This is a genomic window from Streptomyces wuyuanensis (assembly GCF_900103455.1).
In the GTDB taxonomy this organism is placed as follows: Bacteria; Actinomycetota; Actinomycetes; order Streptomycetales; family Streptomycetaceae; genus Streptomyces; species Streptomyces wuyuanensis.
In genome coordinates, this window is sequence record NZ_FNHI01000010.1 from 124,775 (window position 1) to 150,634 (window position 25,860).

The window sequence follows — 25,860 nt, forward strand, 5'->3', positions numbered from 1 at the left end:
GTGCCTCCGGGGCGCGACCGGGACACTCGCACCTCCCCTGCCCCGCCCGCCCCGGACCGGCCCGAAAAACGGCGAACGGCCCGCGCGCCGATGCCGGAGCACCGCCGCGCAGGCCGTCCTTCACCCCTCGGTCACCCCTCCCCGGCCGACGCCCCTACCAGAGCGGCAGGAAGGTGATCGCGATGTTCTCGTTCGACTGGTCGATCGCCGTGAAGGCCGAACCGTTCACGCTGGCGGTGTTGTTCTGGTTGGACGCGCCGGCTCCGGTGGCCACCTGCTGGGTGGTCGTCGAGTTGCCGAGGTTGTGCCCACCCACCCCACTGCCGCTGATGGTGGCCACGGCGGCGTTCGATCCGTCGCCCGCGAAGGCCCCGTTGTCGGCGTGCGCCACACCGGCGAAGAGGGCGGCCGCCAGCGGCAGCGCGGCGACGGCGGCCAGAGCGCGGGCGGTACGGATGCTTGCCATGTCGATTCCTCCGAAGCTTGGGAAGTGCACCGGGAATCGGCGCACCAGGCGTGCGGAACTACGGCTGGAAACAGGGCGGTTGGCCGGCCGCCCGGTCGATCTTCACGACGTCGCGCATCCAGAGTTGCCCAGCGGATCTCCGGCGAACCACCTCGCAGGCGGCGATTCGCCCTCAAGCGTGAGGACATGGCGGTAAACCACCGCCAGGCCGCGAACCTCGCAGCTCAACTGCCCGACGGCGACAAAACCCCGCCACTCACCAGAGGAAAAGCGTTACGGCACATTTTCGGCCAATCTCCCCCTCTTCCCTTACTCGAACATTCGTACGAACATGGAGCCATGGCCATCACCGACCGGCACACCGCCACCCTGGCCCTCGCCCACGCGCTCTCCGCCGCCGAGCGCGGGCTCCCCGTGATTCCCCTGTCCCCCACGAAGCTCCCCGCCCTGCCGTCACCGCACCGCATGGACCGGGAGCCGGCCCGCTGCCGGGGCGAGTGCGGTCTGCCCGGCCACGGCGTGCACGACGCCACGGCCGACCCCGCCGCCGTGCGCGCGCTCTTCTCGGCCGCGCCCTGGGCCACGGGGTACGGCATCGCCTGCGGCCGCCCGCCCCACCATCTGATCGGCGTCGACCTGGACACCAGGACCGCCGCCACCGGCACCACGGACTCGGCCGCGGCCCTGCGGCAGCTGGCGCTCCGGCACCTGTTCACGATCCCGGAGACGGTCACCGTCATCACCCCGAGCGGCGGCCGCCACCTGTGGCTGACCGGCCCGTCCGACGTGGTGGTGCCGAACTCGGCGAGCCGTCTCGCCCCCGGCATCGACATCCGGGGCGCCGGCGGCTACCTCGTCGGCCCGGGCTCGGTCGCGGCGCACGGCGCGTACCGGCTCGCGCCCGGGTCGGCGGAGCTAGCCCCCGCCCCGTGCCCCGACGCCCTGCTGCGGCTGATCGCGCCACCCGCGCGCCACCGGCACCCCGCACCCGGCCCGGCCCCGCGCGGCCAGGGCCTGATCCAGTTCGTGCTCGCCGCCCACGAGGGGCAGCGCAACACCCGGCTGTTCTGGGCCGCCTGCCGGGCGTACGAGAACGGCATCGGCGAATCCCTCGCCGACGCGCTGACAAAAGCCGCCGTGCGCACCGGACTGACCGAGCACGAGGCCCGGGCAACGATCGCGTCGGCGGCACGGCTGACGAGCCGTTGAGCAGTCGGCACCGAACGGCCGACGCACCGCGACCGCGGGAGTCCCGGCTCCGGGGGGAGCCGGGACTCCCGCATCAGGACCCCGAGGCACGCGGCAATCTCAAGTGATATGCCTCACACGAGAATCACGCTAATCGAGGGCAACTGTCCGGCTTGCGTGGTTCACCCTCACTGTGAGGCATCGTCAGCGGCCCCACCATTCAACCAACTTGCTTCCGTACCGCCGACGGCAGTCATACGATCACCACCGACCAGTCGTCCTGCGTGAGGAAAACCGCGGCGGCTGCCCCGTGCTTCCGTACCGCAGACACCGGACCCCAGAAAAGGGTGCTCGTGACACTCCGCCGCATCGTCGCAACGGCCGTCGCCGCTGCCGTGACCACACCCGCAGTGCTGTTCGGCGCCTCGCCCGCATTCGCCGACTCCGCACCGACCGCCTCCGTCACCGCTCCGGCCGGCACCGAGGACGCCGCGGCGCACGCCGGCGTCCTGCGCAACGGCGCACTGGCCGGAAAGCTCCGCGCCGGTGAGGACACGGCCGGGAAGCGGGCCGCCAAGCCCTCCATCGAAGAGCTGGAGAAGGCCGCCGCCGAGGCGCAGAAGGCGTACGACGACGCCGTCGCCGCCGAAAAGGCCGCGCTCGCCGCCATGGAGGCCTCGCTCGCCGACGACTTCCCGCTCGCCGTAGCGGCCAGGGCCGCGAAGGAGAAGGCGGCCGACGCCGCCACCGCCAAGACCAACGCCGACCAGGCCCTGGCCGACGCCGAGGCCGCGCTCGCCGCGCTGCCCGAGACCGCCACGCCCGAGGAGAAGGCGGCAGCCGAGAAGGCCGTCGCGGACGCCACCACCGCGGCAGGGACCGCCGCAGCGGCCAAGACCGCGGCCGACGAGGCCGCGAAGCAGGCCACCACCGACCTGGACGACGCCCGCGTCGCCTCCGTACGCGCGTGGGGCAAGGCCAAGGAGGCCGCGAAGAAGGCCCTGGAGGCCAAGAAGGCCGCCGACGAGGCACTCGAGGACGCCCTGGAGGAGCAGGACCCGGTCCCGTGCAAGCCCGAGAGCGAGCTCACCGCGACCCTCTCCGGGCTGCCCGCCAAGATCACCGCCGGTTCGACCGTCGAGATGAAGCTCCGCATCGCCAACGGCACGGACAGGACGCTCGACGAGGTCTGGCCGTTCGTCTACTTCCACGCGATCGAGAAGGGCGGCTACGCGCCCATCGACGACCGCATGCACCTGCAGTGGTCGACGGCGACCCAGACCTGGACGGACGCCGGCGACGACTACACGGCCGGTTCCGTCAGCCCGCTGAAGGCCGGCGCCCACGCCGACATCAAGCTGCGGCTCACGGTCGACGCCGACACGCCCGAAGCCGTGGGCGCCGCCTTCCTCGCTGCCGACTACGTCAACGAGGACGGCTCCTGCGGCGGCTCGCCGGAGCTGACCACGTACGACTTCGCGGTCACCGCCAAGCCCGCCCCGTCCGCCTCCCCGTCGCCCAGCACGAGCACGGGTACCGGCACGCAGACCCAGACCACGACCACCCAGCCGCTCACCACCACGAGCGACAGCCTCGCCAGCACCGGCTCCTCCTCGGCCCTGCCGCAGCTCGCCGCCGCGGCCGGCGCGGCCGTGGCCCTCGGCGCCGGTGCGGTCTTCGCGGCGCGCCGCCGAAAGGCGGACTCCGCGTCCTGACCCGCGACAACGCGCGTACGACGGAAGGGCGCTGCCGCCGGGCGGGGGCGCCCTTCCGCGCGTCCCGTCAGCGCTTGCTGAACACGCTGACGGGACGCTGCTGCCTCTCGCCGTCCACGATCACGTCGACGAACTCGTCGTAGAAGGCGATCCGGTCCTTGATGACGCCCACCGCCGGCAGCGGATCGGGATAGCTCCAGGCGATGTCCGGCCGGACGTCGCCCTCACCCGCCCACGACCAGTACTCGGTCGCCACTCCCTTGTACGGGCAACGGGTGCTCGTGTCGGTCGGCGTGAACAGGTCGAGGCGCACGTCCTCGCGCGGGAAGTAGTAGCGCACCGGCAAGTCAGTCTCGAACAGCAGCACCGGGGATCGCGTGTCCGCGACGACCGTGCCCTCGATCTCGACCTGGACATGGCGGGTACTGGGCAGCGCGTCGACGCGCTTGTGGGGATCACGTGGGTGCACGAAGATCTCCTCCTCCTCTTCGTACCAGTGGTCGAGGACCTCTCGGCCGAACCAGGCGAAGCACACGTGGCCCGCCAGCTCCTCGCCGGGGCAGCCCCAGGCCGCGGAGCGTACGACCTCGTCGCCCACCACGAGGTCGTAGAACTCGGTCGCTCCCGCGTGGCGCCGGCCCGGGGACCGCTCGAACCTCCGCAGCAGGTCCATCCGGACGTCCTCGGCCGGGAACGCGTAGACCGGCACGGGGACACCGGGCTCCCACACCAGAACGGGACGGCGGCTGTCGACGACGGTCACGCCGTTCTTCGTGCCGCGGACCCAGCGGTCGCTGGGCTCCCAGACCAGGCTGTCGGCCGGGTCGGGCCGGCGCCGTAGGACCGGTGCGGTCCCCGGCACGCTCCCGGGTGTGGCCATGGACTCCTCCTCCGGTCGGTGCGGCGCCCTCCGGATCGCGCACCGCGCCGCCCTCCTGACCTCTCCACCTTGGGCTTCCGCGATCCCCGGCGCAACGCCGCCTCCGCGAACCGGGGCGGCCCGGGACGCCGGCATGAGGCGGCGGCCGCATCGCCGGCGTGCCCCCGGGTGCGGCCCGCCCTGACGGCGGCCGGCACCTCCGACTCGACGACCGTCCTTGATCGTCCGCCGTTACGGAACCGTCGTCTTCCCCCGTGCAACTCTCACCTGTCCCGCGCCGTCTACCAGGCGGAACAGGGACCACACGCAGAAGGAGCCGACCGACGTGGGGGACATTCGCCGACGGATAGCCGTCGCACTCGGGACCACCGCCCTGGTGGCCCCGCTCACCGTGGCGATGGGGAGCACGACCGCGCACGCGGCGTCGTGCACGACGCAGACGGGGGCGTACCAGAAGCAGGTCGAGAAGTTCCTCGGCCGCCCGGTGGACGGGAAGCAGTCGCCCGCCGACTGCAAGGCGATCCAGGCCTTCCAGACGAAGCACTCGATCAGCCCGAACGCGGGCCTGGCGGGGCCGATCACCTGGGGCGTCATGGATCTCATGAACAGGCAGAAGGCCGTCGGCAAGAACCCGAACAAGGCCGGCAAGTGCCCGACGAACAAGGGCCGCATCGCCTGCGTCGACCTGACACTGCAGCTCAGCTGGATCCAGGACGGCAAGAAGCTGGTCTACGGACCGGTGGCGGTCCGGACGGGTCGCAACGGGCACGAGACCCGCACCGGCCTGAAGAAGGTCTACTGGCGCAACATCGACCACGTGTCGAGCCTGTACAACGTGCCCATGCCGTACAGCCAGTTCTTCGACGGCGGCCAGGCCTTCCACTCCGTCGGCATCAGCGTCTGGGCCCCGCCCGGCTCGCACGGCTGCGTGAACATGACCAAGACCGACGCGGTCAAGTACTGGAACCTGCTCCGCAAGGGCGACGACGTCTTCGTCTACGGCCGCAAGCCGGGCACCTGACGCCCGCTCGCCGCCGGGGAAGCGATTCCCCCGGGCGGTGACCCCCGATCTGCCGAGAAAGGGCGCCCGGAAGTCCCGGGCGCCCTTTCTCGTTCCCGTACGCCGCCACGACGCTCCGCGGGGCGTGGCCTCGGCGACCGCTTCGTCACCGCCCCAGGGTCTTCCTGAGTACGGCTGCTCATGCGTCGCGCAGAGCCGCGGCCTACCGTCGCACGCATGGTCAAGTGCCTTGCTCACAGAGCCCGAACCTCAGGGCGGTCCGTCCGGTACACCATCACGAGGCTCGTGATGGTCGTGTCGGCAGTCGCCGCCGTGATGGCGGCGAACTTCGTGTGGAACGGCACCCCGTACCCCTCGGCGGACCCGGACGCGGTCGCGCGCCGGCTCAAGGACCAATCCGACAGGGTCCACGACGACTTCGCGCTGCCCGGAAAGCACGCCGCGAGCTCGGGCAGGGTCGGCACCGGCGCCTGTTACCACCGTGGGCTGAGGGGAATCGCCCACATCGACGAGGCACGAAGCGACGTCCGCAGCTTCGATCTGGACTGGAGCGTGCCGGACGTCCCGGAGGCCACCGCCCGAGAGGCGCAGCAACGCGTGCGCCGGCGGCTGCTCCAGCAAGGGTGGAAACTCACCCACGAAGGCGACCGTGCGGGCGCCACCTTCCGCGAACTGGGCTTCCGATTCGAGAACACGGAAGGCGACCAGGTCGACGTGCGGTGGAACGCCTCGACCGTGACTCTGTTCATCGGCGTCCACGCCCCCTGTGCGCTGGTTCCCGACGGGTTCGCCGTGTACGACTGGGCCGAGGCGGACTGGCACCCGCAAGATCACACCGCGGGGGGGCGCCGCGGGGACAAGGCGTGATCACGGCCGGGGCACAAGCGACCGCCGTGCCCTCACGTGCCCCGTCGAGCAGACATCACGGGAGAGTACCGATCAGTCACAGAGCGTGGGAACCCAACGCCCCGGACCGGTATCACCCACTCAGGGCCGACCTTCCGGTACGGGTCTCGCGCCGAACACGACGCCGTGTCGGAGTGAAGGAGCTGAACGGCCCGGAGGAGAACACCACTTGCGAACATACGCCCCGCGCAGCCCAACGGCCCCTGACCATATGAACTGGTCAGGGGCCGTTCACCTGCGGTGGGTGTGGGATTTGAACCCACGGTGACTCGCGCCACGACGGTTTTCAAGACCGTTCCCTTAGGCCGCTCGGGCAACCCACCTGCGCCCCGCCTCACCTGCTGCGGAGCGGGCTACAGCCTACCGGCTTGCGGATCGCGCGTGAGGCGCCCGGGGAAGAGTCGTCCGGCGGACCGGACCCGGTGGTGCTGCCCGGCAGTGGCTCGGCCACGGCCCGGCGGTGGCTCAGCGGTCGGCGATGTCCTCGCGGAGGCCGTCGGAGAACTCCCACCACGAGAGGGGAAGCCAGTCGCCGTTGACAAAGGCATCCACCGTGGCGCCACGACCGCGGACCGTCACCGTCGTGCCGGGCGGGTACGTGGCTCCGGAGAGACCCGGTACGGGGACGAGCAGGGTCCCTAGCCTTTGTGCTGCCACTTTCTCGCCCTCCACTTCGCTTGATTCGGTACGGCACCTGAAAGGCGCCACCCGGGGCGGGTATTCCTCCTGAGATTACCGGCTTGTCCGATCCTCCGGGCCGGAGAATCATGAGATGTGTGCCACAAGTGAGTCACAAGTGAAAGGAGGGGTGGGGGGCCGCAGTCACGCACGCAACGCCAGCGGAGGTCACAGCCATGAAAGCTGTTGTGTACAAGGAACCGTTCGAGGTGGCGGTCGAGGACGTCGCGAAGCCGAGGATCCACCATCCGAACGACGTGATCGTACGAGTCACGTCCACCGCGATATGCGGCTCCGACCTGCACATGTACGAGGGCCGTACCGCGGCGGAGCCGGGCATCGTCTTCGGTCACGAGAACATGGGGATCATCGAGGAACTCGGTGACGGCGTCACCTCCCTCAAGCAGGGCGACCGGGTGGTCATGCCCTTCAACGTCGCATGCGGCTTCTGCATGAACTGCGTGGAGGGGTTCACGGGATTCTGTCTGACCGTCAATCCCGGCTTCGCCGGCGGTGCTTACGGTTACGTCGCCATGGGCCCCTGGCCCGGAGGCCAGGCCGAGTACCTGCGCGTGCCCTACGCGGACTTCAACTGCCTGAAGCTGCCACCGGGAAACGAGCACGAGACCGACTTCATCCTGCTCGCGGACATCTTCCCCACCGGGTACCACGGCTGCGAACTCGCCCAGGTGCGGCCGGGCGAGAGCGTCGCCGTGTACGGCGGCGGTCCCGTCGGCCTGATGGCCGCGTACTCGGCCCTGCTGCGTGGCGCCAAGAAGGTCTTCGTCGTGGACCGTGTCCCCGAACGCCTGGAAAAGGCACGGGAAATCGGCGCGACCCCGATCAACTTCGCCGAGGGCGACCCGGTGGAGCAGATCAAGGAGCAGACCGAGGGCATCGGCACCGACAAGGGCGTGGACGCGGTCGGCTACCAGGCGACGGTGCGTGACACCGGGCGCGAGGAGCCGGCGACCGTGCTGAACTCGCTCATCGGCACCGTCCGGGCCACCGGAATGCTCGGCGTACCCGGGCTCTACGTACCCTCCGACCCCGGCGGTCCCGACGAGCAGTCCAAGCACGGCATGCTCAGCGTCGCCATCGGCAGGCTCTTCGAGAAGGGCCTGAAGATGGGTACCGGTCAGTGCAACGTGAAGCGCTACAACAGGTACCTGCGCGACATGATCATCGAGGGCAGGGCGACGCCGAGCTTCGTCGTCTCCCACGAACTGCCGCTGGACCAGGCGCCGTCGGCGTACGAGAAGTTCGACAAGAGGGTCGAGGGCTACACCAAGGTGGTGCTGCACCCGTAGTGCCGCACGTTCCCCCGCGGCGCACGGCCAACGGGAGACCGCGGAAGCACCACGCACGACGAAGGGGCTGCCGATCCGCTCGGCAGCCCCTTCGCCCGTTCGTCCTGCGGACCCGGCCGCGTCAGCCGTCGCCCTCACGCTGGCCCAGCGTGAGCGTGGCCGTGACCTCTCGGCCGTCGCGCTCGTAGGTGAGCCGGACCTTGTCGCCGGGCTTGTGGGTCCAGATCTCGCTGATGAGCGTCGGGCCGCTGTCGACCGGCTTGCCGTCGAACTTGGTGATCACGTCACCGGCCCTGAGTCCCGCCTTGGCCGCCGGACCGTTCGGGCTGACGGCCGCCGTGCCGCCCGCGCCCTCCTCGGCGATCGTCGCGCCGGAGCCCTTGTCCGTCATGTTCACGGTCGCGCCGATGACGGGGTAGACGGGCTTGCCCGTCTTGATCAGCTGGTCCGCCACGTTCTTCGCCTGGTTGACGGGGATGGCGAAGCCGAGGCCGATGGAACCGGCCTGGGACTGCTGGCCGAATCCGTTGCCGCCGCCCGCGGACTGGATCGCGGAGTTGATGCCGATCACCGCGCCGCGCGCGTCCAGGAGCGGACCGCCGGAGTTACCGGGGTTGATCGAGGCGTCGGTCTGCAGCGCGCTCATGTACGAGTTCTTGCCTCCCGAGCCGTCGCCCGAGGCCACCGGCCGGTTCTTGGCGCTGATGATGCCCGTCGTGACCGTGTTGGACAGGCCGAAGGGCGCGCCGATCGCGATGGTCGAGTCGCCGACCGCGACCTGGTCGGAGTTGCCCAGGGGCAGCGGTGTGAGCCCGTCGGGCGCGCTCCGCAGCTTCAGTACGGCCACGTCGTAGCCCTGGGCCCGGCCGACGACCTCGGCGTCGTACTTCCTGCCGTTGGAGAAGGTCGCGGAGAGCGTGCCGCCGTCGGCCGCCGAGGCCACCACGTGGTTGTTCGTGAGGATGTGGCCTTCCTTGTCGTAGACGAAGCCCGTGCCCGTGCCGGCCTCGCCCTCGCCGCTCCCCGACTTCGCCTCGATCGTGACGACACTGGGCAGCGCCTTGCCCGCGACCGCGGCGACCGTGCCGGCGTCGCGCTTGAAGCCGGCGGGGGCGTCGCCCGCGGCCACGGTCGTCGAGATTCCGCCGTCGTTCCGCTCGGCGGCCCAGTAGCCGATCCCGCCTCCCACACCTCCGGCGACGAGCGCGGCGACGAGGACCGAAGCGATCATTCCGCCGGACCGCCTGCGCGGTCCCTGCGGTGCCGGCGCGGGCTCGCCCCAGTGCGAGACGGGCGGCGGCGGAGGCGGCCAGGCGCCCTGCGGGTACTGGGCCGTGTCGGCGGGGGACGGCGCCGGGGCGCCCTGGGCGGACCCGTGGGCGGTGGGCGGCGCCGGCGGCGCGGGGGGTACCGCCCGGCCCGGCTGCGTCGGGGCGTCCGCACCGGCGGGCGCGTGCGCGGCAGCGCTTTCGGGAGCAGCCGCCGGCACAGGAGGTACGGACGGGCCCGCGTGTGCCGGGGTGCCCTCGTTCTCAGTGCTCACAGCTTCCTCTTCCTCGATTCCACGATTCGGCGGTCCGCGGTCGCGCGGCACCGCACCGATGCGCTGCAGACAGCTTTTCCCACAGCCTGTCAGGCCACTGTAAGCAGGACCTGTGCGTCCGCGCGCCGTTCCTTATCCCGGACATTGCGGACAGGGGCGGGGTGCTCGCATTCCGGCGATGGCACCATGACGCGGTGACTCAACACCGGATCCAGGTCGTCGCCCACCGAGGCGCCTCGGAGGACGCCCCCGAACACACCCTGGCCGCCTATGTGAGAGCCATAGAGGACGGGGCGGACGCCCTCGAGTGCGATGTGCGTCTCACGGCGGACGGTCATCTCGTCTGCGTCCACGACCGCCGGGTGAACCGCACCTCCAACGGCCGGGGCGCGGTCTCCGCGCTGGAGCTCGCCGACCTCGCCGGGCTCGACTTCGGCTCCTGGAAGGACAGCGAGGAGAGCCCCGACTGGAGGGACCCGGGCTTCACCTCGGTGCTGACCCTGGAGCGGCTGCTGGAACTGGTGGCGGACGCCGGGCGACGCATCGAACTCGCCATCGAGACCAAGCATCCGACCCGCTGGGCCGGACAGGTGGAGGAGCGGCTGCTCCAGCTGCTGAAGCGCTTCGGCCTGGACGCACCGGCGGCGGCCGAAGAGTCCCCCGTGCGCGTCATGAGCTTCTCGGCCCGCTCGCTGCACCGGATCACGGACGCCGCGCCGGGCATCCCGACCGTGTACCTGATGCAGTTCCTCCCGCTGCGGGCCCGTGAGGCGCGGCTGCCCGCAGGGGCACGGATCGCCGGCCCGGGCATCCGGCTCGTGCGCAATCACCCCGCCTACGTCGAGCGGCTGCACGCCGCAGGCCACCAGGTGCACGTCTGGACCGTGAACGAACCGGCCGACGTCGACCTCTGCGTCGGCCTCGGCGTCGAGGCGATCATCACCAACCGCCCGAAGCAGGTCCTCTCCCAACTGGGCCGTCTCTGACGGTTCTCCGCTCAGCGACCGGACCGCTACAGGGAGTGCACCGGCGCGTTCGATCCGTATTCGAGCGTGACGAGTGCGTCACCAGACGCGGATTGGCCGGTTTCCGGCCCAGGTCATCGGGGCATCCACACCGTGGCGTGGGGCGAAGGAGGTCTCGGGGGTGGCGTTGGTGGTGGCACAGGAGGTGCCCACGTCGTCGAGCATGGCCGTACCCCATGGCCCTGCGGGCGTGGGTGAGGCAAGGCACAAAATGCGCGAGCAACTGCGGCGCAGCGGAGTGTCCGAATCGGTCGTCGACGATGCCGTTCTGATCCTTTCCGAACTGCTGAGCAATGCCTGCCGGCACGGCAGACCCCTCGGCCGACACGCGGAGATCGGCGACGGCGACATCCGCGCCGCATGGCGTCTCGACGCGTCGGGTGGCCTGACCGTCGAGGTGACGGACGGAGGCGGTCCCACCCGCCCGATTCCGTCCACGCCCTCGGTCACCGCGCACGGCGGCCGCGGGCTCAACATCATCAGCGCGCTCGCCCGGGACTGGGGCGTGCGGGACAGCGCCGCCGGCGAGGTCACCGTGTGGGTCCTCGTCACCGAAGGGCATCGCCGCGACGATTTCGCTACGCGCGTCACCGGTCCCGGCTTCGAGTTCGCGGACGCCTACGACGACGTGGACTGACCCCCGGGACGACGCGTTCCGGGCTCGGGGCAGGGCGGTCGTCCGGAGCACCCGGGCGGGGCACCGCCCACCGCCGGGCCGCCCGCGCACCGCCTCGGAGGGCCGCTCCGGCCGGTTCCGTGTACGCGGGCACGCGACGTGAAGTGCCGCTGTGACCGCTGCCACGCCCGCAACGGCTAGGCTCGCGCCCGAGACAAGCACGCCGTCATCGGGAGAAAGCCACATCATGGCCAAGAAGCGCCCCCAGACGAAGGCCGCCGCCAAGCCACAGGTCACCGACGGTGAGATCCCGGTGGTCGGCGCCCGCGAGCCCTGCCCCTGCGGTTCGGGCCGTCGCTACAAGGCCTGCCACGGGCGGGCCGCCGCACACGCCGTGACCGAGCTGGTCCAGCGCCCCTTCGAGGGGCTCCCCGGCGAGGGCGACTGGGTCGCCCTCCGCGAGCTGGTGCCCGCCGCCACCGTCGCCCTGACCCTCAAGGACGGGCTGCCCGAGGACGTCCCGTCGCTCACCCTGGCGACCGTCCTCCCCATGGCCTGGCCGGCGCTGCGGCGCGAGGACGGCTCCGTCATGCTCGCCCTGCAGAACGACACGCCGTCCGGCGATCTCAGCCGCGACCTCGCCGACACCCTGCAGCGCGCGCTGACCACGAAGCCCGGAAACGCGGTGCCCCCGCGGCGCGCCCCCGCCGACGGCCCGCGGCTCCAGGACCTGATCGACGCGGACGCCCCGTTCGAGCCGGTCGTCCACAGCGGATTCGAGTTCTGGATCCCGGAGTCGGTGGAGACCACGAGCGCCGAGGTGACGGCTTCGCTGGAGCGCGCCAACGCGGCGGCGATCCCGACGGCGAAGCTGTCCGGCGTGGAGGCCGCGTACTGGTGCGAGACCCCGGAGAAGAACCACCTGCGCTGGGTCATGCCGCACACCGAGGAGCGTCTGCTGGACGCGCTCGCCCGGCTGCACGCCGCCGGTGCGTCGACCCTCGGCGAAGGCACACGCCTCGTCGGCTCGTTCCGTGCGCACGGTCTGGTGGTCCCGGTCTGGGACCTGCCGAGCGGGATGGGCGCCGAGGAGTGCGAGAAGCCGGCTGCGGAGTTCGCCGAGCGGCTCGCCAAGGCGCTCGCGACGGACTCCCCGCTCACGGGCGAGGAGCGCCGGGCTCGCAGCGGCCTCACCAACCGCCAGGTCACCCTCAGCTGACCGGGGGACCACGGTCGGCTCCGGCATCCGGTGGACGGCGACGGTGACGCGGGGGGCGGCTCGGCCGCCGCCCGCCGCGACCTGACGCTTCCCACCCGCGGCAAGTGATCCCCGTCACAACTGCCCGTACGGGCGGGTAATTCCTTGTCCGAATACCCGAGATCGAATTTGCGAACAGCAGATCTCTTGTTACCGTTCTGGAAGTCCGGTCGCTGGTGCATCCCCCGTCGCCAGCGACCGGGCGTCTCTATTTCCGGCAGTGCCCGGCCTCTCGCCCGACGTCAACTGCTCCCGGAGGCGGGGGAGTTGCTCCCGGCGCGCAGCAACAGCGGACCGTCGCCGACTTCCGCGGAACGCGCGAACTCCGCGATCGCGGAATACTCCCCGGCTTCACCTCGGGCCTTCTCACGCGGTGTTTCGCATACCGCGGGCTCATCTCCCGGTTCGGCCGCACAATGCGTCCGCACGGTCCTTCCGCCCGGCCCCATCAGGGTCAGCACGGACATCAGCCCCCCGCCCGTCGCGTTGCGGAAGTACGTTCGCGCCCAGGCGTCCGGGCCATCGGTCAGGACGCAGGACTGTGCCTCGATACCGTGCGGCGAGGCCACTGCGGGGCCGCAGTGTTCGCTTGTGCGTCGTACGCCGAGCGCGTTGCGATCCGCCTCCGGCGCCTTCCGCGGGCTGTGCGGGGCATGCATTCCGGCCACACTTGCGGACCGCCCCGCCCTCTTGCCATCCGCCGTCGCATCGGCGCCCTCCGGCACGGCGGAAGCGGCGAGCGGCAGCAGGGCGGCGCAGACGGCGGCGAGCGCGAGCCCGGTGAGGCGCTGGTTCATGTGCGCCGAAGATATCGGCGTACGGAGGCGCCCCGATCCCCGTCCGCCCGATTTCCCGGCCCTGGGGCCCGGCTCCTACCCGTACGAGTGAGTCTCCGGCCCGCGCACGACCGTCACCGCGCGGGAGGCCGCCCCCGACGAGTGGGAGCCGCCCCCGACGAGTGGCAGGCGGGCCGTCAGTACGCGAGGCGGGAGCCCTCCCCGGCCTCCGGAGGAGTCACGCCCGAGGGTGTGCTGACGCTCGCCTCGACGAGGGCGTCGACGACCGCCTCCACATCCGGCAGCCAGGGCGCGGCCGAGCCGGGGAGCGGGGCCCGCTCCCAGCGGACCTGGCCCATGCCCGTCTCCGACGGCGGCAGCATCAGATAGCCGCCCGCGCCGTGGAAGCGAAGCGAACTCGGCACCCGGTCCTTGGCGTAGAGCAGCTCGCCCAGTTGCTCCAACGAGTACGGGGCGACGAGCAGGGACCACCGGGTCGGCGTGGCGACGACGGGGCCGAGTCTCATCTCCATGCGGTCGAGCGCGGCGAGCGCCCGGGCCCCGGCGACCGCCGGCAGGCTCACCGCGCACGGCGCACGGCCGCCCGTGGCGAGCACGATCGGGGCGGTGGGCCGCTGGGTCCACCACCAGCGCACCATCCGCTCGTCGGTGGTCGCCGCCAGAAGGCCGGGATCGAAGGGGTGTGCGCCGGGTACGACGCACTCGTGATCGGGGCAGGCGCAGCCGCGCCCGCGGTCGGTCCGCCCTCCGGCGGCCTTGAGTCCCACACCGGGCAGCACGGGCCATTCCCACGCGGTGGCGCAGGTCAGCGCCGCGTCGAGTTGAGGAGCAGGCCTCCCCTTGCGCCAGAACCGGAGCCTGCGTCGCCTTCCGAGGATCTCGCGCATGAGCGCTCGTTCCTTTCCGTTGAACGCCGAGGTCCATCACACCATGTGTGCATCACTTCACTGCGCGTACAAAGCGGCGTCTCGCCGCCCTTGCCGTAGGCATGGGCGATCCCATGGGCTCTGTCCATTAAACGCGTGGCGAGGGGTGGCGCGCGCCTGGCGCTTGCTCTCCCGCTGTACTCGTACCGCCACTCGGGACGGGGCGGCGGCCCACGGCGGTTAAGACGCCCGGGCTCCCCGCCAGGTTCCGGGGCGGTCCCAACTGCCCCTGGCCATCACCGTTTACGTACCCATCACGCCCGGGATGACTCCCCCCTCGGGCTTCGCCTCGGACTTCACCCTGGGTGGGATCCCCACGTCGAACGCCCTTAGTCGACCGCAAATCGCGTTCATGGGGGGCATTTTTCAGCCAAGTTAGCAACCGCGCGGACACCAGCGATACGACCAGGACAATGCTGGACATCCCCCTTTGTGTGCGTGTAGATGTGGATGCAGTGATAGCGGCGCAGATTGACATGGGGGTTTGCGATGCTATTGAGCAGAAAGCACCAGCCGGACGGCCGGCTGCCATGAGCGCCCCTCACCTGCCGAAAGTGGCTGGAATCGACTCAGCGGTTCCAGCCCCCGCGCAAACTGCCGCCCCAATCGCCCCCGATCCTGCTTCCGCGCCCGGCGCGGTGATCCAGGACCGGCTCGCCGGCTGGGTCTCCGACCTCACCACGCTCCACGAACTCACCGAACGGCTCGCCAGAACCGGCACGCTGGACGAGGCACTCGACGAACTCCTGCGCGCCGGCGCCGCCCTGGTCGGCGCCGGCCGCGGCATGCTCGTCCTCGAACCGGCCGACGGCCGCGGCCCCGCCGCCACCGTCGGACTCGGCCTCGCCCACGCCGACCTGGGCCACATCGAGACCGTCCCCCGCAGCGCCACCGGGTACGGCCGGATCCTCGACGGCGGGACGGGGGAAGTCCCGGCCCCCGTCGCCCAGGCGGACCTCTTCCACGACGAGGCGCTCGACCCGCGCCACCGCGAGGTCGCAGCCCGCCTCGGCTACGCCGCGAGCTACGCCCTGCCGCTCGCCACGGAGGCGGCCGGGAGGCTGGGCGTCGCCGTCTGGTTCTACGACGAGCCCGCCGAACCCGTGGACCGCCAGCGCCATCTCGTCGGCCTCTACGGGCGGTACGCCACCGAGCACCTGGCCCGGCTGCTCGAGCTGGAACGGTCCCGTCGCCAGATGGCCACCATCACCGACGAACTGCTGCCCAGCAGGCTGCCGCGGATCCCCGGGGTACGGCTCGCGGCCCGCCACGTCACCGGACCGCGCGGCGGCGGCGAGTGGTACGACGCACTGCCGCTGCCCGAGGGCGCCCTGGGACTCGCCGTCGGCTCGGTCTCCGGCTCCGGGCCGAGCGCGCTGGCCGCCATGGGCAGGCTCCGGGCCAGTCTGCGGGCGTACGCGGTGATGGAGGGGGAGGACCCCGTCGCCGTGCTGTCCGATCTGGAGCTGCTGCTGAGGCTCACCGAACCGGCCCGTTCGGCCACCGCGCTCTTCGCCTACTGCGAACCGGCGCCGGCGTCCCACGCGGAGGGCACCGGCAGCAAGATCGTGCTGGCCGGCGCCGGGCACACCCCGCCGCTGGTCGTCGGGCAGCACCGCACCGAGTTCGTGGAGACGTCGCTGTCGGCGCCGCTGGGGATGCTCGCCTGCTGGGAGGCGCCGAGCGTGGAGTTCTGCCCCGCACCCGGAGAAACGGTGCTGCTCTACACCGACGGGCTGCTCCGGCGCACCGGCGACCCCATGGACCGGGCCTTCACCCGGCTGCACACCGCCGCGGCGAGCGTGCCCAAGGCCGTGCGCCACGACCCGGGCGCCATCGCCGACCACGTGCTGCGCACGGTGCTGCCCGGCGGCCTCGACGCGGGCGAGGACGGCGAGGACGTGGTGATGCTGGCCGCCCGGTTCGAGTGACGCTCCGGTGACGCGGGCCGGGGGCCGCAAGGCTTCCGGCGCTCTCGCGGTACGACCGTACGATGGGTGGGGGTTCAGCGTCGTACCGACTAGGAGGCAGACCCGTGGCAGAGGAGCTCACCCCGGAGACCCCGGAGAACGAGTCCGACCGCACCGCCGAGGCGGAAGGGACCGAGGAGCCGATCAAGCAGCGCAAGAACGGCTTGTACCCGGAGGTCTCCGACGAGCTCGCGGAGAGCATGAAGTCCGGCTGGGCCGACACCGAGCTGCACGGCCTGGAGCCGATCGCGCAGGCCGCGCACACCGAGCGCCGCCGCGCCGCCCTCTCCGCCCGTTTCCCGGGCGAGCGGCTCGTCATCCCGGCGGGCAACCTGAGGACCCGCTCAAACGACACTGAGTACGCGTTCCGCGCCTCCACCGAGTACGCCTACCTCACCGGCGACCAGAGCCACGACGGCGTCCTGGTGCTGGAGCCCACCGCCGACGGCCACGAGGCGACCGTCCACCTGCTGCCGCGCTCCAACCGGGAGAACGGCGAGTTCTGGCTCGACGGCCAGGGCGAGCTGTGGGTCGGCCGCCGCCACTCGCAGGCCGAGGCGGCCCAGCTGCTGGGCATCGCGGCCGAGGACGTGCGGGAGCTGCCGCAGAAGCTGCGCGAGGCGACCGGCCCGGTCCGCGTCGTCCGCGGCCACGACGCCGGCATCGAGTCCGCCCTGACCGACAAGGTCACCGCCGAGCGCGACGAGGAGCTGCGCGTCTTCCTCTCCGAGGCCCGCCTGGTCAAGGACGAGTTCGAGATCGCCGAGCTGCAGCGGGCCTGCGACGCCACGGCCCGCGGCTTCGAGGACGTCGTCAGGGTCCTGGACAAGGCCGAGGCAACCAGCGAGCGCTACATCGAGGGAACGTTCTTCCTGCGCGCCCGCGTCGACGGCAACGACGTCGGCTACGGCTCGATCTGCGCGGCGGGCCCGCACGCCACCACCCTGCACTGGGTCCGCAACGACGGTGCGGTCCGCTCCGGCGAACTGCTGCTCCTGGACGCCGGCGTCGAGACCACCGAGCTCTACACCGCCGACGTGACCCGCACCCTGCCGATCAACGGCCGCTTCAACGAGCTGCAGCGCAAGATCTACGACGCCGTGTACGAGGCCCAGGAGGCCGGCATCGCCGCGGTGCGGCCCGGTGCCCCGTACCGCGACTTCCACGACGCGGCCCAGCGGGTCCTGGCCACCCGGCTCGTGGAGTGGGGTCTGCTCGGCGACCTCGACGTGGAGAAGGTGCTCGAACTCGGCCTCCAGCGCCGCTGGACGCTGCACGGCACCGGCCACATGCTCGGCATGGACGTCCACGACTGCGCGGCCGCGCGCCGCGAGACCTACGTGGCGGGCACGCTGGAGCCCGGCATGTGCCTGACCGTGGAGCCCGGTCTGTACTTCCAGGCCGACGACCTGACCGTGCCCGAGGAGTACCGCGGCATCGGCGTCCGCATCGAGGACGACATCCTCGTCACCGAGGACGGCAACCGGAACCTGTCGGCGGCGCTGCCGCGGCAGGCGGACGAGATCGAGGAATGGATGGCCGGCCTCAAGGGCTGATCACCGCACCGCCGTGCGGGCCGCGACGGCCCGCACGGACGGACCGGCCGCCACGGACGGCGCCTTCGCTCAGACCGCTCCGAGCAGGGCGCCGTCCCGCCATTTCAGCACCTTGTCGAAGCTCACCACCGCGCCCCGGCCGGGCCGGTTCCGCAGATGGACGTGGTCGGCGAGCTGCTCGATGAGACAGAGTCCGCGGCCGCTCTCGGCGGCGGGCCCCGCGCCGGTGACATGGGCGCAGTCCGGGAACCCCGGCCCTCCGTCCGCCACTTCGATACGGCACTTCTCGCCGTCCAGGTACGCCGTCACCCGGTATCCGTCCGCCGACGATCCGGGCGCACCGGACCCGCCGTGCTCGACGGCGTTCGCACACGCCTCGCTCAACGCGACGGAGAGATCGAAGGAGATGTCGGGATCGACGCCCGCGGTCTCCATGGCACCGAGCAGAAGACGTCGAGCGAGCGGCACGCTCGCAGCCTCGCGCCGCAAATGGAGAGACCACCAGATGCTCATGCTCCAGCCTCCTGGCTGCGGCTCGACATACCGTTACGTATTGCCGCGCCATGGCGTTCGTAAGCGCGGAGTTGACGTGATTGCCCTCATTCGGCGGATGCGTCGATCGGCCATGCCGGTGTATGCCCACGCCAGGCGGGCGAGTGGGACTGAAACGTGACCTTCCGGACCTGCCGCACGGGTCCCGAGGGCGCAGTGCGATGATGTCCCGGCCATGTCTGCCCACCCGTCGGTCGCACCCGGCGACGCGCCGGCCGCGGCCGGACCGCGGCTGCTGAGGGCCGCGGTGTTCACCGCGGTCTGCGTCGTGCTGTCCGCGCTGGGGCACGTCCTGGCGGCCTGCGCGACCGTCCCCTGGTGGACGCTCCTCGCCGGTTTCCTGGCGGTGTTCGCGGTGGTGACGCCGTTCACCGGCCGCACACGCTCGCTGTCGGCGGTCGTCGCCGCCCTGGCGGTCGGGCAACTCGGCCTCCACACGCTCTTCGGCCTCGGCCAGCGCAGGCTCACCGTGTCCCCGAGCGCCGACGACGCACTGATCCGGATGGCGGCCAAGCTCGTGTGCGGGGCCGGCGGCAACGCACTGAGCCCGGCCGACGCCCACCGGATCGTCACCGGTGCGGGCATCGACCCGGCGACCGCGGCGCGGGCAGCCCACGCGGGGCACGCCGAGGCCGTACCGAACGCCGCCCTCGAGTCCGCGGGGCTGCTGCCGAGCCTCCCCATGGTCCTCGGCCATCTGCTGGCGGCCCTCGTCACGGGCTGGCTGCTGCGCCGCGGCGACCTGGCACTGTTCCGGCTGGCCGAACTCTCGTCACAGGGCGCCCAGGGCGCCGGCGAGGTGGTGGCCGAAGGCGCGCTCGTACGCGCCCTGCGGGCCGCGCTCGTCCTCGTGCGCGAACTGCTCGCCGGACTGCCGGCGGCACCGGACACCGGTCCCGGACCCGCCGGGGCCGACCCCGGCCCCTCCGCACCGCCCGTGGCGACCGCACTCCAGCACATCGTGATCAGGCGCGGCCCGCCCGCGCAGCGCGTCCTCGCAGCCTGCGTCCTCGCAGCCTGAACGCGGCGCCACTCGACGACGTACCCCGAAGCGGGTGTCCCGGGTGGTCGGTGCCGCGGCGCTCCCGCGCACCCGCGCGCGGACCGATCACCTTCCTGCTCACGTGGAGTGTCTCTGCCATGCACAAGATCTCTCGCCTCGCCGTCGCCGGCGGCGTCGCCGCCTCCTCCGTGCTGCTGCTCTGCGGCCCCGCCGTCGCGCACGTCAGCGTGCAGCCCCAGGGCGAGGCCGCGAAGGGCGGCTACGCGACGGTCAACTTCAAGGTCCCGAACGAGCGCGACAACGCCTCGACGGTGAAGCTCGAGGTCACCGTCCCGGCCGACCACCCGCTCTCGTCGGTGATGCCGCAGCCCGTCCCGGGCTGGAAGGCGGAGGTCACCAAGACCAGGCTCGCCAAGCCGCTGAGCGTGCACGGCAAGCAGATCACCGAGGCCGTCTCGAAGATCACCTGGACCGCGGCGGGCGGCAAGATCGGCCCCGGCGAGTTCCAGCAGTTCCCGGTGTCCCTCGGCCAGTTGCCGGAGAACACCGACGAACTCGTCTTCAAGGCGCTCCAGACGTACGACAACAAGGAGGTCGTGCGCTGGATCGAGGAGCCGCAGAAGGGGGCGGCCGAGCCGGACCACCCCGCACCGGTGCTCGCCCTGTCCGCGGCGACCGGTGACCACCACGGCGGCGCCGGCGACAAGAGCGCCGCGGACGGCAAGAACGCCGCCCACACCGCGGACCACGCGGACGGCGGCACCGAGGCCGCCGCGTCCACCACCGACACCGCGGCCCGGGTCCTCGCCGTCGTCGGCATCCTGGTGGGTGCCGCGGGCGTGGCCTTCGGCGTGCTGGCCGGCCGCCGCCGCGCCGCCTGACATAAGCCACATCATTTACTTCTGGGACATCTCTTCATGCGCTACAAGACCGTGACGGCGGCCGCCCTGGCGATGGCGGCCGCACTCTCCCTCTCCGCCTGCGGCCCCGACGGAGGGTCCGACAACGCGGACGGCTCCGTCGCCGAGGTCTCCGCCCAGCCCAAGGAAAAGGCCGCGACCGTCCTCGACCGGCCCTTCGAGAAGCCGAACCTCGTCCTCACGGACACCACGGGCAAGTCGTACGACCTCCGCGAGCGGACCAAGGGCAAGCCGACCCTCATCTACTTCGGCTACACCCACTGCCCCGACGTCTGCCCGCTGACGATGAGCAACATCGCCGTCGCCAGGAAGCAGCTCCCCAAGGCCGACCAGGACAAGCTCCAGGTCGTCTTCGTCACCACCGACCCCCAGCGGGACACCGCGGCCGAGCTGGCCAAGTGGCTCCCGGCCGCGGGTGATCCCTCCTTCGTCGGGCTCACCGGCGACTTCCCGACCATCCAGGCCGGGGCGCGCCAGCTCGGCATCGGCATCGAGCCCTCCACGACGGACAAGAACGGCAAGGTCGTCTCCATGCACGGGACGCAGGTGGTGGCCTTCTCCCCCAAGACCGACCGGGGCTACGTCCTGTACGGCGAGGACACCACACCCGACGACTTCGTCAAGGACCTCCCGAAGATCGTCAAGGGGGAGAACCCGTGACCCGCCTCAGGGCGACCGCCCTCGCCGCGGTCCTGGCCCTCGCCATCGGTCCGGGGCTCGCGGGCTGTTCCCCGTCCGCACCCGAGCTGAAGGTCGGCGGGGCGTTCATGCCACTGCCCGTGGGCGACATGGCGGGCGGCTTCCTCACCGTCACCAACAGCGGTGACACCGCGGACAGGCTGACCTCCGTCACCAGCAGCCTCTCGGACGACGTCCAGATCCACGAGACGAAGGACCGGCGGATGCGGCAGGTGACGTCGCTCGACGTCCCCGCGAACGGGGAGCTGAGGCTGGAACGCGGTGGCGACCACCTCATGTTCATGGGCCTCAAGAAGCAGCCGGAGCGGGGCCAGAGGATCGACGTCGAGCTGCACTTCGAGAAGTCGGAACCCATCGCGGTCGAGCTCCCCGTCGAGGAGCGGACCCACAACCCGAAGCACCACTGAGCCCCGTGAAGAGGCTCCCGGCCATTCGAGGGACTGACGAGACACCATGACCACCACCGCCCCGCGCCTCGGCACGGCGACTCTCCTGCGGCTGCTGCTGATCACCGCGGCACTGCTCGGCACCGTGCTCACCGGCACGGCGAACGCGCACGCCGCCCTGACCGGGAGCAACCCCAAGGACGGGGCGGTGCTGGCCGTCGCCCCCAAGGACGTCACGCTCACCTTCTCCGAGCAGGTCGCCCTGGGGAACGACTCGATCCGCGTCCTCGACCCCAAGAGCAAGCGCGTCGACACCGGCCGGCTGAAGAACTTCGGCAGCGGAGACCTCGTCAAGTACGGGGTGGACCTGCACTCCGGTCTGCCGGACGGCACGTACACCGTCGCCTGGCAGGCCGTCTCCGCCGACAGCCACCCCATCGCCGGTGCGTTCACGTTCTCGGTCGGCGCGCCGTCGAAGACCGCCGTCGAACTGCCGAAGCAGGAGGCGGGCGGCGGGCTCGTCGGCACGCTCTACGGCATCGCACGGTACGCGGCGTACACGGGGTTCACCGTCCTGGTCGGCGGTGCCGCGTTCGTGCTGGCCTGCTGGCCGCGCGGGGCGGGCGTCCGGCCGGTCCAGCGGCTCGTGGTGTGCGGCTGGGTGACGCTCACCGCGGCCACACTCGCCATGCTGCTGCTGCGCAATCCCTACACCGGCTCGGGCGAGCTGGGCGACGCCTTCGACCTCACCGGTCTGCAGGCCGTCCTCACGACCAAGACCGGGGCGGCACTCGTGTCCCGGCTGCTGCTGCTCGGCGCCGCGGCGCTGTTCATCGCGGTGCTGTTCGGGGCGTACGCGAAGCGCGCCACCGAAGCGGAGGGCGCCGCGGAGACCGGCGTGCCCCGCCCGGCCGGCACGGAGGACGCCGCCGACGGGGGTGCGGACGCGGCCGGGGACGACCCGGGAGCGGCCGTCGACCGGGCGAAGGAGAAGCAGGACCTCACCTTCGGTCTGGCCGTGGGCGGCACCGTCGTCGCGGCCGGGATCGCCGCCACCTGGGCACTCTCCGAGCACGCCTCCACGGGCATCCAGGCGGGCGTCGCAATGCCCGTCGACGTGCTCCACCTCCTGGCCGTCGCCGCCTGGATCGGCGGTCTGGCCACGCTGCTCGTGGCGCTCCACCGGGCGCCCTCGGTCGGGCGCACGGCCGTCCTGCGTTTCTCCCGCCTGGCGTTCTGGTCCGTCGTCGTCCTGGCCGCGACGGGGCTCTACCAGTCCTGGCGGCAGGTCGGCTCGTGGTCGGCCCTGACCGGCACCTCGTACGGACGGCTGCTGCTGGTCAAGATCGGGCTGGTCGCGGTCCTGGTCGGGGTCGCCTGGATCTCACGGCGCTGGACGGCACGGCTGTCGGAGCGTCCCCCCGAGGCGGACGACACGCGCTCGGAGACCGGCGGGGAGACCGACCCGGACGACCGGGCGGCGCCCTCCGCCGGCGGGGAGTCGCCCACCGGCGAGGCACCGGCACCGTCCGACGACCCCGTGCGCGCCGCCCAACTCGCCCGGCAGGGCGCCGCGGTGGCGGCGGCCACCCGAAAGCGCCTCAGGGACGCCGACCCGGAGCGCTCCGGACTCCGCCGCTCCGTCCTCGCGGAGGCCGGCGTCGCCGTCGTCCTGCTCGCCGTGACGACGGTCCTGACGTCCACCGAGCCCGGCCGTACGGAGGAGCAGGCGGCCCGGGCGGGGGGCGGGACCGCGGAGGCCGCGCCGACCAAGCCCGTCGACGTCACCCTGCCCTTCGACACCGGCGGTGCGAACGGCAAGGGCACGGCCCGGCTGACCATCAGCCCCGGCCGCTCGGGCGCCAACGAGGTGCACCTGTGGACCCGGTCCCAGGACAAGCAGCCCCTGGACGCCCCCGAGGTCAAGCTCGCCTTCACCCTGACCGCCGAGAAGATCGGTCCGCTCCCGCTGGTCCCGGAACGCGTCGCGGCCGGCCACTGGAGCGCGAGCAACATCCAGATCCCGCTGCCGGGCGAATGGCAGGTCCGGATCACCGTACGGACGTCGGACATCGACCAGACGACCGTAGAGAAGAACGTGAGGATCGGCTGACGTGATCAGCCGCCGAGGCACAGTGGTAAGGGCATGAGCGACAACGAGATCTCGCGGCGCAGGCTGCTCGGCACGGTCGGCGCAGCGGGGGCGACCGGACTCGCCCTCGGCGCCGTGGGCGGCGCCGCCGGACACGCGGTGACCGCCGCGGACCCGGCGACCGCCCTGGCGACCGTCGGCTCCACCGGGGAGTCGTTCCACGGCGAGCACCAGTCGGGCATCACCTCGCCGATGCAGTCCCACGGGCATCTCGTCGCCTTCGACCTGGTGGCGGGGGCGGGCCGCAGGGAGGCGGCCGCCCTGATGCGCCGCTGGTCGGCCACCGCGGCCCGGCTGATGGCGGGCGAGCCCGCCGACGACGACACCGGGGTCGCCCTGGACGCGGGCCCCTCCTCCCTCACGATCACCTTCGGCTTCGGCCGGACCTTCTTCGACCGCACGGGACTGGCCGCACAGCGGCCCGTCCAGCTCGACCCGCTGCCGGCGTTCTCCGGCGACCGGCTGGATCCGCGCCGTTCCGAGGGCGATCTCTGGGTGCAGATCGGCGCCAACGACGCGCTGGTCGCCTTCCACGCGCTGCGCGCCGTCCAGAAGGCGGCGGGCGCGGCGGCGCGGACGCGCTGGCAGATGACCGGCTTCAACCGCTCGCCCGGCGTCACGGCCCAGCCGATGACCAGCCGCAACCTCATGGGCCAGATCGACGGCACCCGCAATCCCAAACCGTCGGATCACGACTTCGACCGCCGTGTCTTCGTCCCGGCCGCGGGGTCCGGGTCCGGCTCGCCGGGGCAGCCGGCCTGGATGGCGGGCGGCTCGTACGCCGTCGTCCGCCGCATCCGGATGCTGCTGGACGACTGGGAGAAGCTGAACCTCAGGGACCAGGAACTGGTGATCGGCCGCCGCAAGTCCGACGGCGCCCCGCTGACCGGGGGCGGCGAGACGACGGAGCTCGACCTCGACCGGACCGGTCCGGACGGTTCCCTGGTCGTCCCGGCCAACGCCCACGCCCGGATCTCCGCCCCGGAGCAGAACGCGGGTGCGGCGATGCTGCGCCGGCCGTTCTCGTACCACGACGGCATGGCGGCCGACGGCACCCCCGACGCGGGGCTGCTCTTCGTCTGCTGGCAGGCCGACCCGCTCCGGGGCTTCGTCCCGGTGCAGCGGAAGCTGGACCGGGGCGACGCGCTGTCCACCTTCATCCGGCACGAGGCGAGCGGCCTCTTCGCGGTTCCCGGCGGTGCGGAGAAGGGCGAGTACGTCGGCGAGCGGCTGCTGGAGCCGTGAGGCGAGCCGCCCGGGTCCGGGGCGCACTAGGGTGACGAGTATGTCCGCCATGCGCTACACGTACCTCGGCCCCGAGGGCACCTTCACCGAGGCCGCCCTGCGTACCCTCCCGGAGGCCGCCACCCGCGAACTGGTCCCGATGGTGTCCGTGCCGGCCGCCCTCGACGCCGTGCGCAGCGGTGAGGCCGCGGCCGCGCTGGTGCCGATCGAGAACTCGGTGGAGGGCGGCGTCACGGCGACCCTCGACGAGCTGGCGTCGGGCGAGCCGCTGATGATCTACCGCGAGGTGCTGCTGCCGATCTCCTTCGCGCTGCTGGTACGGCCGGGGACGAAGCTGTCGGACGTGAAGACGGTGACCGGCCACCCGGTCGCCCAGCCGCAGGTGCGGAACTGGCTGCGGGCCCATCTGCCGGACGCGGTGTGGGAGTCGGCGGCCTCGAACGCCGACGGTGCGCGGCTGGTTCAGGAGGGTCGCTTCGACGCGGCCTTCGCCGGTGAGTTCGCGGCGGCGACGTACGGGCTCGAGGCGCTGGTCACCGAGATCCACGACGCGCAGAACGCGGAGACGCGCTTCGTCCTGGTGGGCCGGCCGGCCCGGCCCGCGGCCCCGACCGGCGCGGACAAGACGTCGGTGGTCATCTGGCAGCGCGACGACCACCCGGGTGCCCTGCTGGAGCTCCTCCAGGAATTCTCGGTGCGGGGCGTCAACCTGATGCTGCTCCAGTCACGGCCCACGGGCGCGGGCATCGGCAACTACTGCTTCGCGATCGACGCCGAAGGGCACATCTCGGACCGGCGGGTGGGGGAGGCGCTCATGGGTCTGAAGCGCATCTGCCCGAAGGTGCGGTTCCTCGGGTCCTACCCGCGGGCGGGGGTCTCGGCTCCGGCGCAGGGCGGGCGCACGCTGCGCCCGGGCACCTCGGACGCGGAGTTCGTGGACGCGGCGGAATGGCTGGCGCGCTGCCAGGACGGCCGCGCGTAACCCCGGGTTCACCCCGCCCGGTGCCGCCGGGTCTCACCTCCGGCTCTTCCCTTGCCCACAGAGTTA

24 protein-coding genes and 1 tRNA gene are annotated in these 25,860 nt (G+C 72.0%); 17 read left to right on the forward strand and 8 right to left on the reverse strand.

The window, feature by feature from the left end:
* Window positions 1–154 precede the first annotated feature (154 nt).
* Window positions 155–466 carry a hypothetical protein gene (locus BLT82_RS16510; protein ID WP_093655459.1) on the reverse strand — a complete coding sequence of 104 codons (312 nt, stop codon included), beginning with the start codon at window positions 464–466 and terminating at the stop codon, window positions 155–157.
* Window positions 467–805: 339 nt separating this feature from the next.
* Here BLT82_RS16510 and BLT82_RS16515 point away from each other — a divergent pair, with 339 nt between their 5' ends.
* Both BLT82_RS16515 and BLT82_RS16520 read left to right on the forward strand, forming a co-directional pair.
* Window positions 806–1,675, forward strand: a complete 870-nt coding sequence (locus tag BLT82_RS16515; RefSeq protein ID WP_093655461.1) for a bifunctional DNA primase/polymerase — start codon at window positions 806–808, stop codon at window positions 1,673–1,675.
* A 332-nt stretch (window positions 1,676–2,007) separates the two neighbouring features.
* Window positions 2,008–3,369, forward strand: a complete 1,362-nt coding sequence (locus tag BLT82_RS16520) for an LAETG motif-containing sortase-dependent surface protein (protein ID WP_244292012.1) — start codon at window positions 2,008–2,010, stop codon at window positions 3,367–3,369.
* Window positions 3,370–3,436: 67 nt separating this feature from the next.
* Here BLT82_RS16520 and BLT82_RS16525 read toward each other — a convergent pair whose 3' ends face one another.
* Window positions 3,437–4,249: a DUF427 domain-containing protein gene (locus tag BLT82_RS16525; RefSeq protein ID WP_093655463.1), complete on the reverse strand. Its 813-nt coding sequence runs from the start codon at window positions 4,247–4,249 to the stop codon at window positions 3,437–3,439.
* A 325-nt stretch (window positions 4,250–4,574) separates the two neighbouring features.
* Between BLT82_RS16525 and BLT82_RS16530 the strand changes: the two genes are divergently transcribed.
* On the forward strand, window positions 4,575–5,270 hold the full coding sequence (locus BLT82_RS16530; RefSeq protein ID WP_093655465.1) for a L,D-transpeptidase: 696 nt from the start codon (window positions 4,575–4,577) through the stop codon (window positions 5,268–5,270).
* A gap of 288 nt (window positions 5,271–5,558) precedes the next feature.
* A complete protein-coding gene (locus BLT82_RS16535) occupies window positions 5,559–6,137 on the forward strand; it encodes a hypothetical protein (protein ID WP_093655467.1) in 579 nt (192 codons plus the stop codon).
* Between the two features lie 277 nt (window positions 6,138–6,414).
* On the opposite strand, the gene BLT82_RS16540 is transcribed toward BLT82_RS16535, so the two are convergent.
* Window positions 6,415–6,499, reverse strand: a tRNA-Ser gene (locus tag BLT82_RS16540).
* A 142-nt stretch (window positions 6,500–6,641) separates the two neighbouring features.
* A complete protein-coding gene (locus BLT82_RS16545; RefSeq protein ID WP_093655690.1) occupies window positions 6,642–6,833 on the reverse strand; it encodes a hypothetical protein in 192 nt (63 codons plus the stop codon).
* Window positions 6,834–7,030: 197 nt separating this feature from the next.
* Between BLT82_RS16545 and BLT82_RS16550 the strand changes: the two genes are divergently transcribed.
* The gene (locus tag BLT82_RS16550; protein ID WP_093655469.1) at window positions 7,031–8,164 is read left to right on the forward strand and encodes a glutathione-independent formaldehyde dehydrogenase; all 1,134 of its coding nucleotides are present in this window, start codon (window positions 7,031–7,033) and stop codon (window positions 8,162–8,164) included.
* 121 nt (window positions 8,165–8,285) lie between these two features.
* Here the strand turns inward: BLT82_RS16550 and BLT82_RS16555 are convergent, their stop codons facing one another.
* Window positions 8,286–9,707 (reverse strand): S1C family serine protease, encoded by a 1,422-nt coding sequence (locus tag BLT82_RS16555; protein WP_093655471.1) that lies wholly within the window; start codon window positions 9,705–9,707, stop codon window positions 8,286–8,288.
* A 194-nt stretch (window positions 9,708–9,901) separates the two neighbouring features.
* On the opposite strand from BLT82_RS16555, the gene BLT82_RS16560 reads away from it, so the two are divergent.
* From BLT82_RS16560 to BLT82_RS16570, 3 genes are all read left to right on the forward strand, one after another.
* Window positions 9,902–10,693, forward strand: a complete 792-nt coding sequence (locus tag BLT82_RS16560) for a glycerophosphodiester phosphodiesterase (RefSeq protein ID WP_093655473.1) — start codon at window positions 9,902–9,904, stop codon at window positions 10,691–10,693.
* A gap of 73 nt (window positions 10,694–10,766) precedes the next feature.
* Window positions 10,767–11,369: an ATP-binding protein gene (locus BLT82_RS16565; protein ID WP_093655475.1), complete on the forward strand. Its 603-nt coding sequence runs from the start codon at window positions 10,767–10,769 to the stop codon at window positions 11,367–11,369.
* Between the two features lie 226 nt (window positions 11,370–11,595).
* Complete coding sequence (locus tag BLT82_RS16570) at window positions 11,596–12,567, forward strand: DUF5926 family protein (protein WP_093655477.1); 972 nt, start codon at window positions 11,596–11,598, stop codon at window positions 12,565–12,567.
* Between the two features lie 281 nt (window positions 12,568–12,848).
* On the opposite strand, the gene BLT82_RS16575 is transcribed toward BLT82_RS16570, so the two are convergent.
* Together BLT82_RS16575 and BLT82_RS16580 are read right to left on the reverse strand one after the other, a co-directional pair.
* The gene (locus BLT82_RS16575) at window positions 12,849–13,403 is read right to left on the reverse strand and encodes a hypothetical protein (protein WP_093655479.1); all 555 of its coding nucleotides are present in this window, start codon (window positions 13,401–13,403) and stop codon (window positions 12,849–12,851) included.
* A gap of 176 nt (window positions 13,404–13,579) precedes the next feature.
* Window positions 13,580–14,290 (reverse strand): bifunctional DNA primase/polymerase, encoded by a 711-nt coding sequence (locus tag BLT82_RS16580; protein WP_093655481.1) that lies wholly within the window; start codon window positions 14,288–14,290, stop codon window positions 13,580–13,582.
* A 452-nt stretch (window positions 14,291–14,742) separates the two neighbouring features.
* On the opposite strand from BLT82_RS16580, the gene BLT82_RS16585 reads away from it, so the two are divergent.
* Window positions 14,743–16,260: a PP2C family protein-serine/threonine phosphatase gene (locus BLT82_RS16585; protein ID WP_208867924.1), complete on the forward strand. Its 1,518-nt coding sequence runs from the start codon at window positions 14,743–14,745 to the stop codon at window positions 16,258–16,260.
* A gap of 104 nt (window positions 16,261–16,364) precedes the next feature.
* Complete coding sequence (locus tag BLT82_RS16590; protein ID WP_093655485.1) at window positions 16,365–17,855, forward strand: aminopeptidase P family protein; 1,491 nt, start codon at window positions 16,365–16,367, stop codon at window positions 17,853–17,855.
* 69 nt (window positions 17,856–17,924) lie between these two features.
* Here BLT82_RS16590 and BLT82_RS16595 read toward each other — a convergent pair whose 3' ends face one another.
* Entirely contained in the window at window positions 17,925–18,368 is a 444-nt protein-coding gene (locus tag BLT82_RS16595) for an ATP-binding protein (protein WP_093655487.1), read from the reverse strand.
* 214 nt (window positions 18,369–18,582) lie between these two features.
* Here BLT82_RS16595 and BLT82_RS16600 point away from each other — a divergent pair, with 214 nt between their 5' ends.
* The 7 genes from BLT82_RS16600 to pheA all read left to right on the forward strand — a co-directional run bounded on the left by BLT82_RS16600 (window position 18,583) and on the right by pheA (window position 25,794).
* Window positions 18,583–19,428: a hypothetical protein gene (locus BLT82_RS16600; RefSeq protein ID WP_093655489.1), complete on the forward strand. Its 846-nt coding sequence runs from the start codon at window positions 18,583–18,585 to the stop codon at window positions 19,426–19,428.
* A 119-nt stretch (window positions 19,429–19,547) separates the two neighbouring features.
* Complete coding sequence (locus BLT82_RS16605) at window positions 19,548–20,291, forward strand: YcnI family copper-binding membrane protein (protein ID WP_093655491.1); 744 nt, start codon at window positions 19,548–19,550, stop codon at window positions 20,289–20,291.
* A 36-nt stretch (window positions 20,292–20,327) separates the two neighbouring features.
* A complete protein-coding gene (locus BLT82_RS16610; protein WP_093655493.1) occupies window positions 20,328–20,990 on the forward strand; it encodes an SCO family protein in 663 nt (220 codons plus the stop codon).
* Window positions 20,987–21,436, forward strand: a complete 450-nt coding sequence (locus BLT82_RS16615; protein ID WP_093655495.1) for a copper chaperone PCu(A)C — start codon at window positions 20,987–20,989, stop codon at window positions 21,434–21,436. The genes BLT82_RS16610 and BLT82_RS16615 overlap by 4 nt, the downstream gene beginning before the upstream one ends.
* 46 nt (window positions 21,437–21,482) lie before the next feature.
* Window positions 21,483–23,528: a copper resistance CopC/CopD family protein gene (locus BLT82_RS16620; protein ID WP_093655497.1), complete on the forward strand. Its 2,046-nt coding sequence runs from the start codon at window positions 21,483–21,485 to the stop codon at window positions 23,526–23,528.
* A gap of 33 nt (window positions 23,529–23,561) precedes the next feature.
* Window positions 23,562–24,812, forward strand: a complete 1,251-nt coding sequence (gene efeB, locus BLT82_RS16625; RefSeq protein WP_093655499.1) for an iron uptake transporter deferrochelatase/peroxidase subunit — start codon at window positions 23,562–23,564, stop codon at window positions 24,810–24,812.
* Between the two features lie 40 nt (window positions 24,813–24,852).
* Window positions 24,853–25,794 (forward strand): prephenate dehydratase, encoded by a 942-nt coding sequence (gene pheA, locus BLT82_RS16630; protein ID WP_093655501.1) that lies wholly within the window; start codon window positions 24,853–24,855, stop codon window positions 25,792–25,794.
* Window positions 25,795–25,860: the final 66 nt, after the last annotated feature.

Bases quoted from the DNA above. Each gene is read 5' to 3' on its own strand.
- BLT82_RS16610 (WP_093655493.1), top strand. From the start codon at position 20,328: ATGCGCTACAAGACCGTGACGGCGGCCGCCCTGGCGATGGCGGCCGCA.
- BLT82_RS16550 (WP_093655469.1), top strand. From the start codon at position 7,031: ATGAAAGCTGTTGTGTACAAGGAACCGTTCGAGGTGGCGGTCGAGGAC.
- BLT82_RS16595 (WP_093655487.1), bottom strand. From the start codon at position 18,368: ATGAGCATCTGGTGGTCTCTCCATTTGCGGCGCGAGGCTGCGAGCGTG.
- BLT82_RS16535 (WP_093655467.1), top strand. From the start codon at position 5,559: ATGGTCGTGTCGGCAGTCGCCGCCGTGATGGCGGCGAACTTCGTGTGG.
- BLT82_RS16515 (WP_093655461.1), top strand. From the start codon at position 806: ATGGCCATCACCGACCGGCACACCGCCACCCTGGCCCTCGCCCACGCG.
- pheA (WP_093655501.1), top strand. From the start codon at position 24,853: ATGTCCGCCATGCGCTACACGTACCTCGGCCCCGAGGGCACCTTCACC.
- BLT82_RS16585 (WP_208867924.1), top strand. From the start codon at position 14,743: ATGCTGGACATCCCCCTTTGTGTGCGTGTAGATGTGGATGCAGTGATA.
- BLT82_RS16600 (WP_093655489.1), top strand. From the start codon at position 18,583: ATGTCTGCCCACCCGTCGGTCGCACCCGGCGACGCGCCGGCCGCGGCC.
- BLT82_RS16605 (WP_093655491.1), top strand. From the start codon at position 19,548: ATGCACAAGATCTCTCGCCTCGCCGTCGCCGGCGGCGTCGCCGCCTCC.
- BLT82_RS16620 (WP_093655497.1), top strand. From the start codon at position 21,483: ATGACCACCACCGCCCCGCGCCTCGGCACGGCGACTCTCCTGCGGCTG.
- BLT82_RS16570 (WP_093655477.1), top strand. From the start codon at position 11,596: ATGGCCAAGAAGCGCCCCCAGACGAAGGCCGCCGCCAAGCCACAGGTC.
- BLT82_RS16575 (WP_093655479.1), bottom strand. From the start codon at position 13,403: ATGAACCAGCGCCTCACCGGGCTCGCGCTCGCCGCCGTCTGCGCCGCC.
- BLT82_RS16580 (WP_093655481.1), bottom strand. From the start codon at position 14,290: ATGCGCGAGATCCTCGGAAGGCGACGCAGGCTCCGGTTCTGGCGCAAG.
- BLT82_RS16525 (WP_093655463.1), bottom strand. From the start codon at position 4,249: ATGGCCACACCCGGGAGCGTGCCGGGGACCGCACCGGTCCTACGGCGC.
- BLT82_RS16510 (WP_093655459.1), bottom strand. From the start codon at position 466: ATGGCAAGCATCCGTACCGCCCGCGCTCTGGCCGCCGTCGCCGCGCTG.
- efeB (WP_093655499.1), top strand. From the start codon at position 23,562: ATGAGCGACAACGAGATCTCGCGGCGCAGGCTGCTCGGCACGGTCGGC.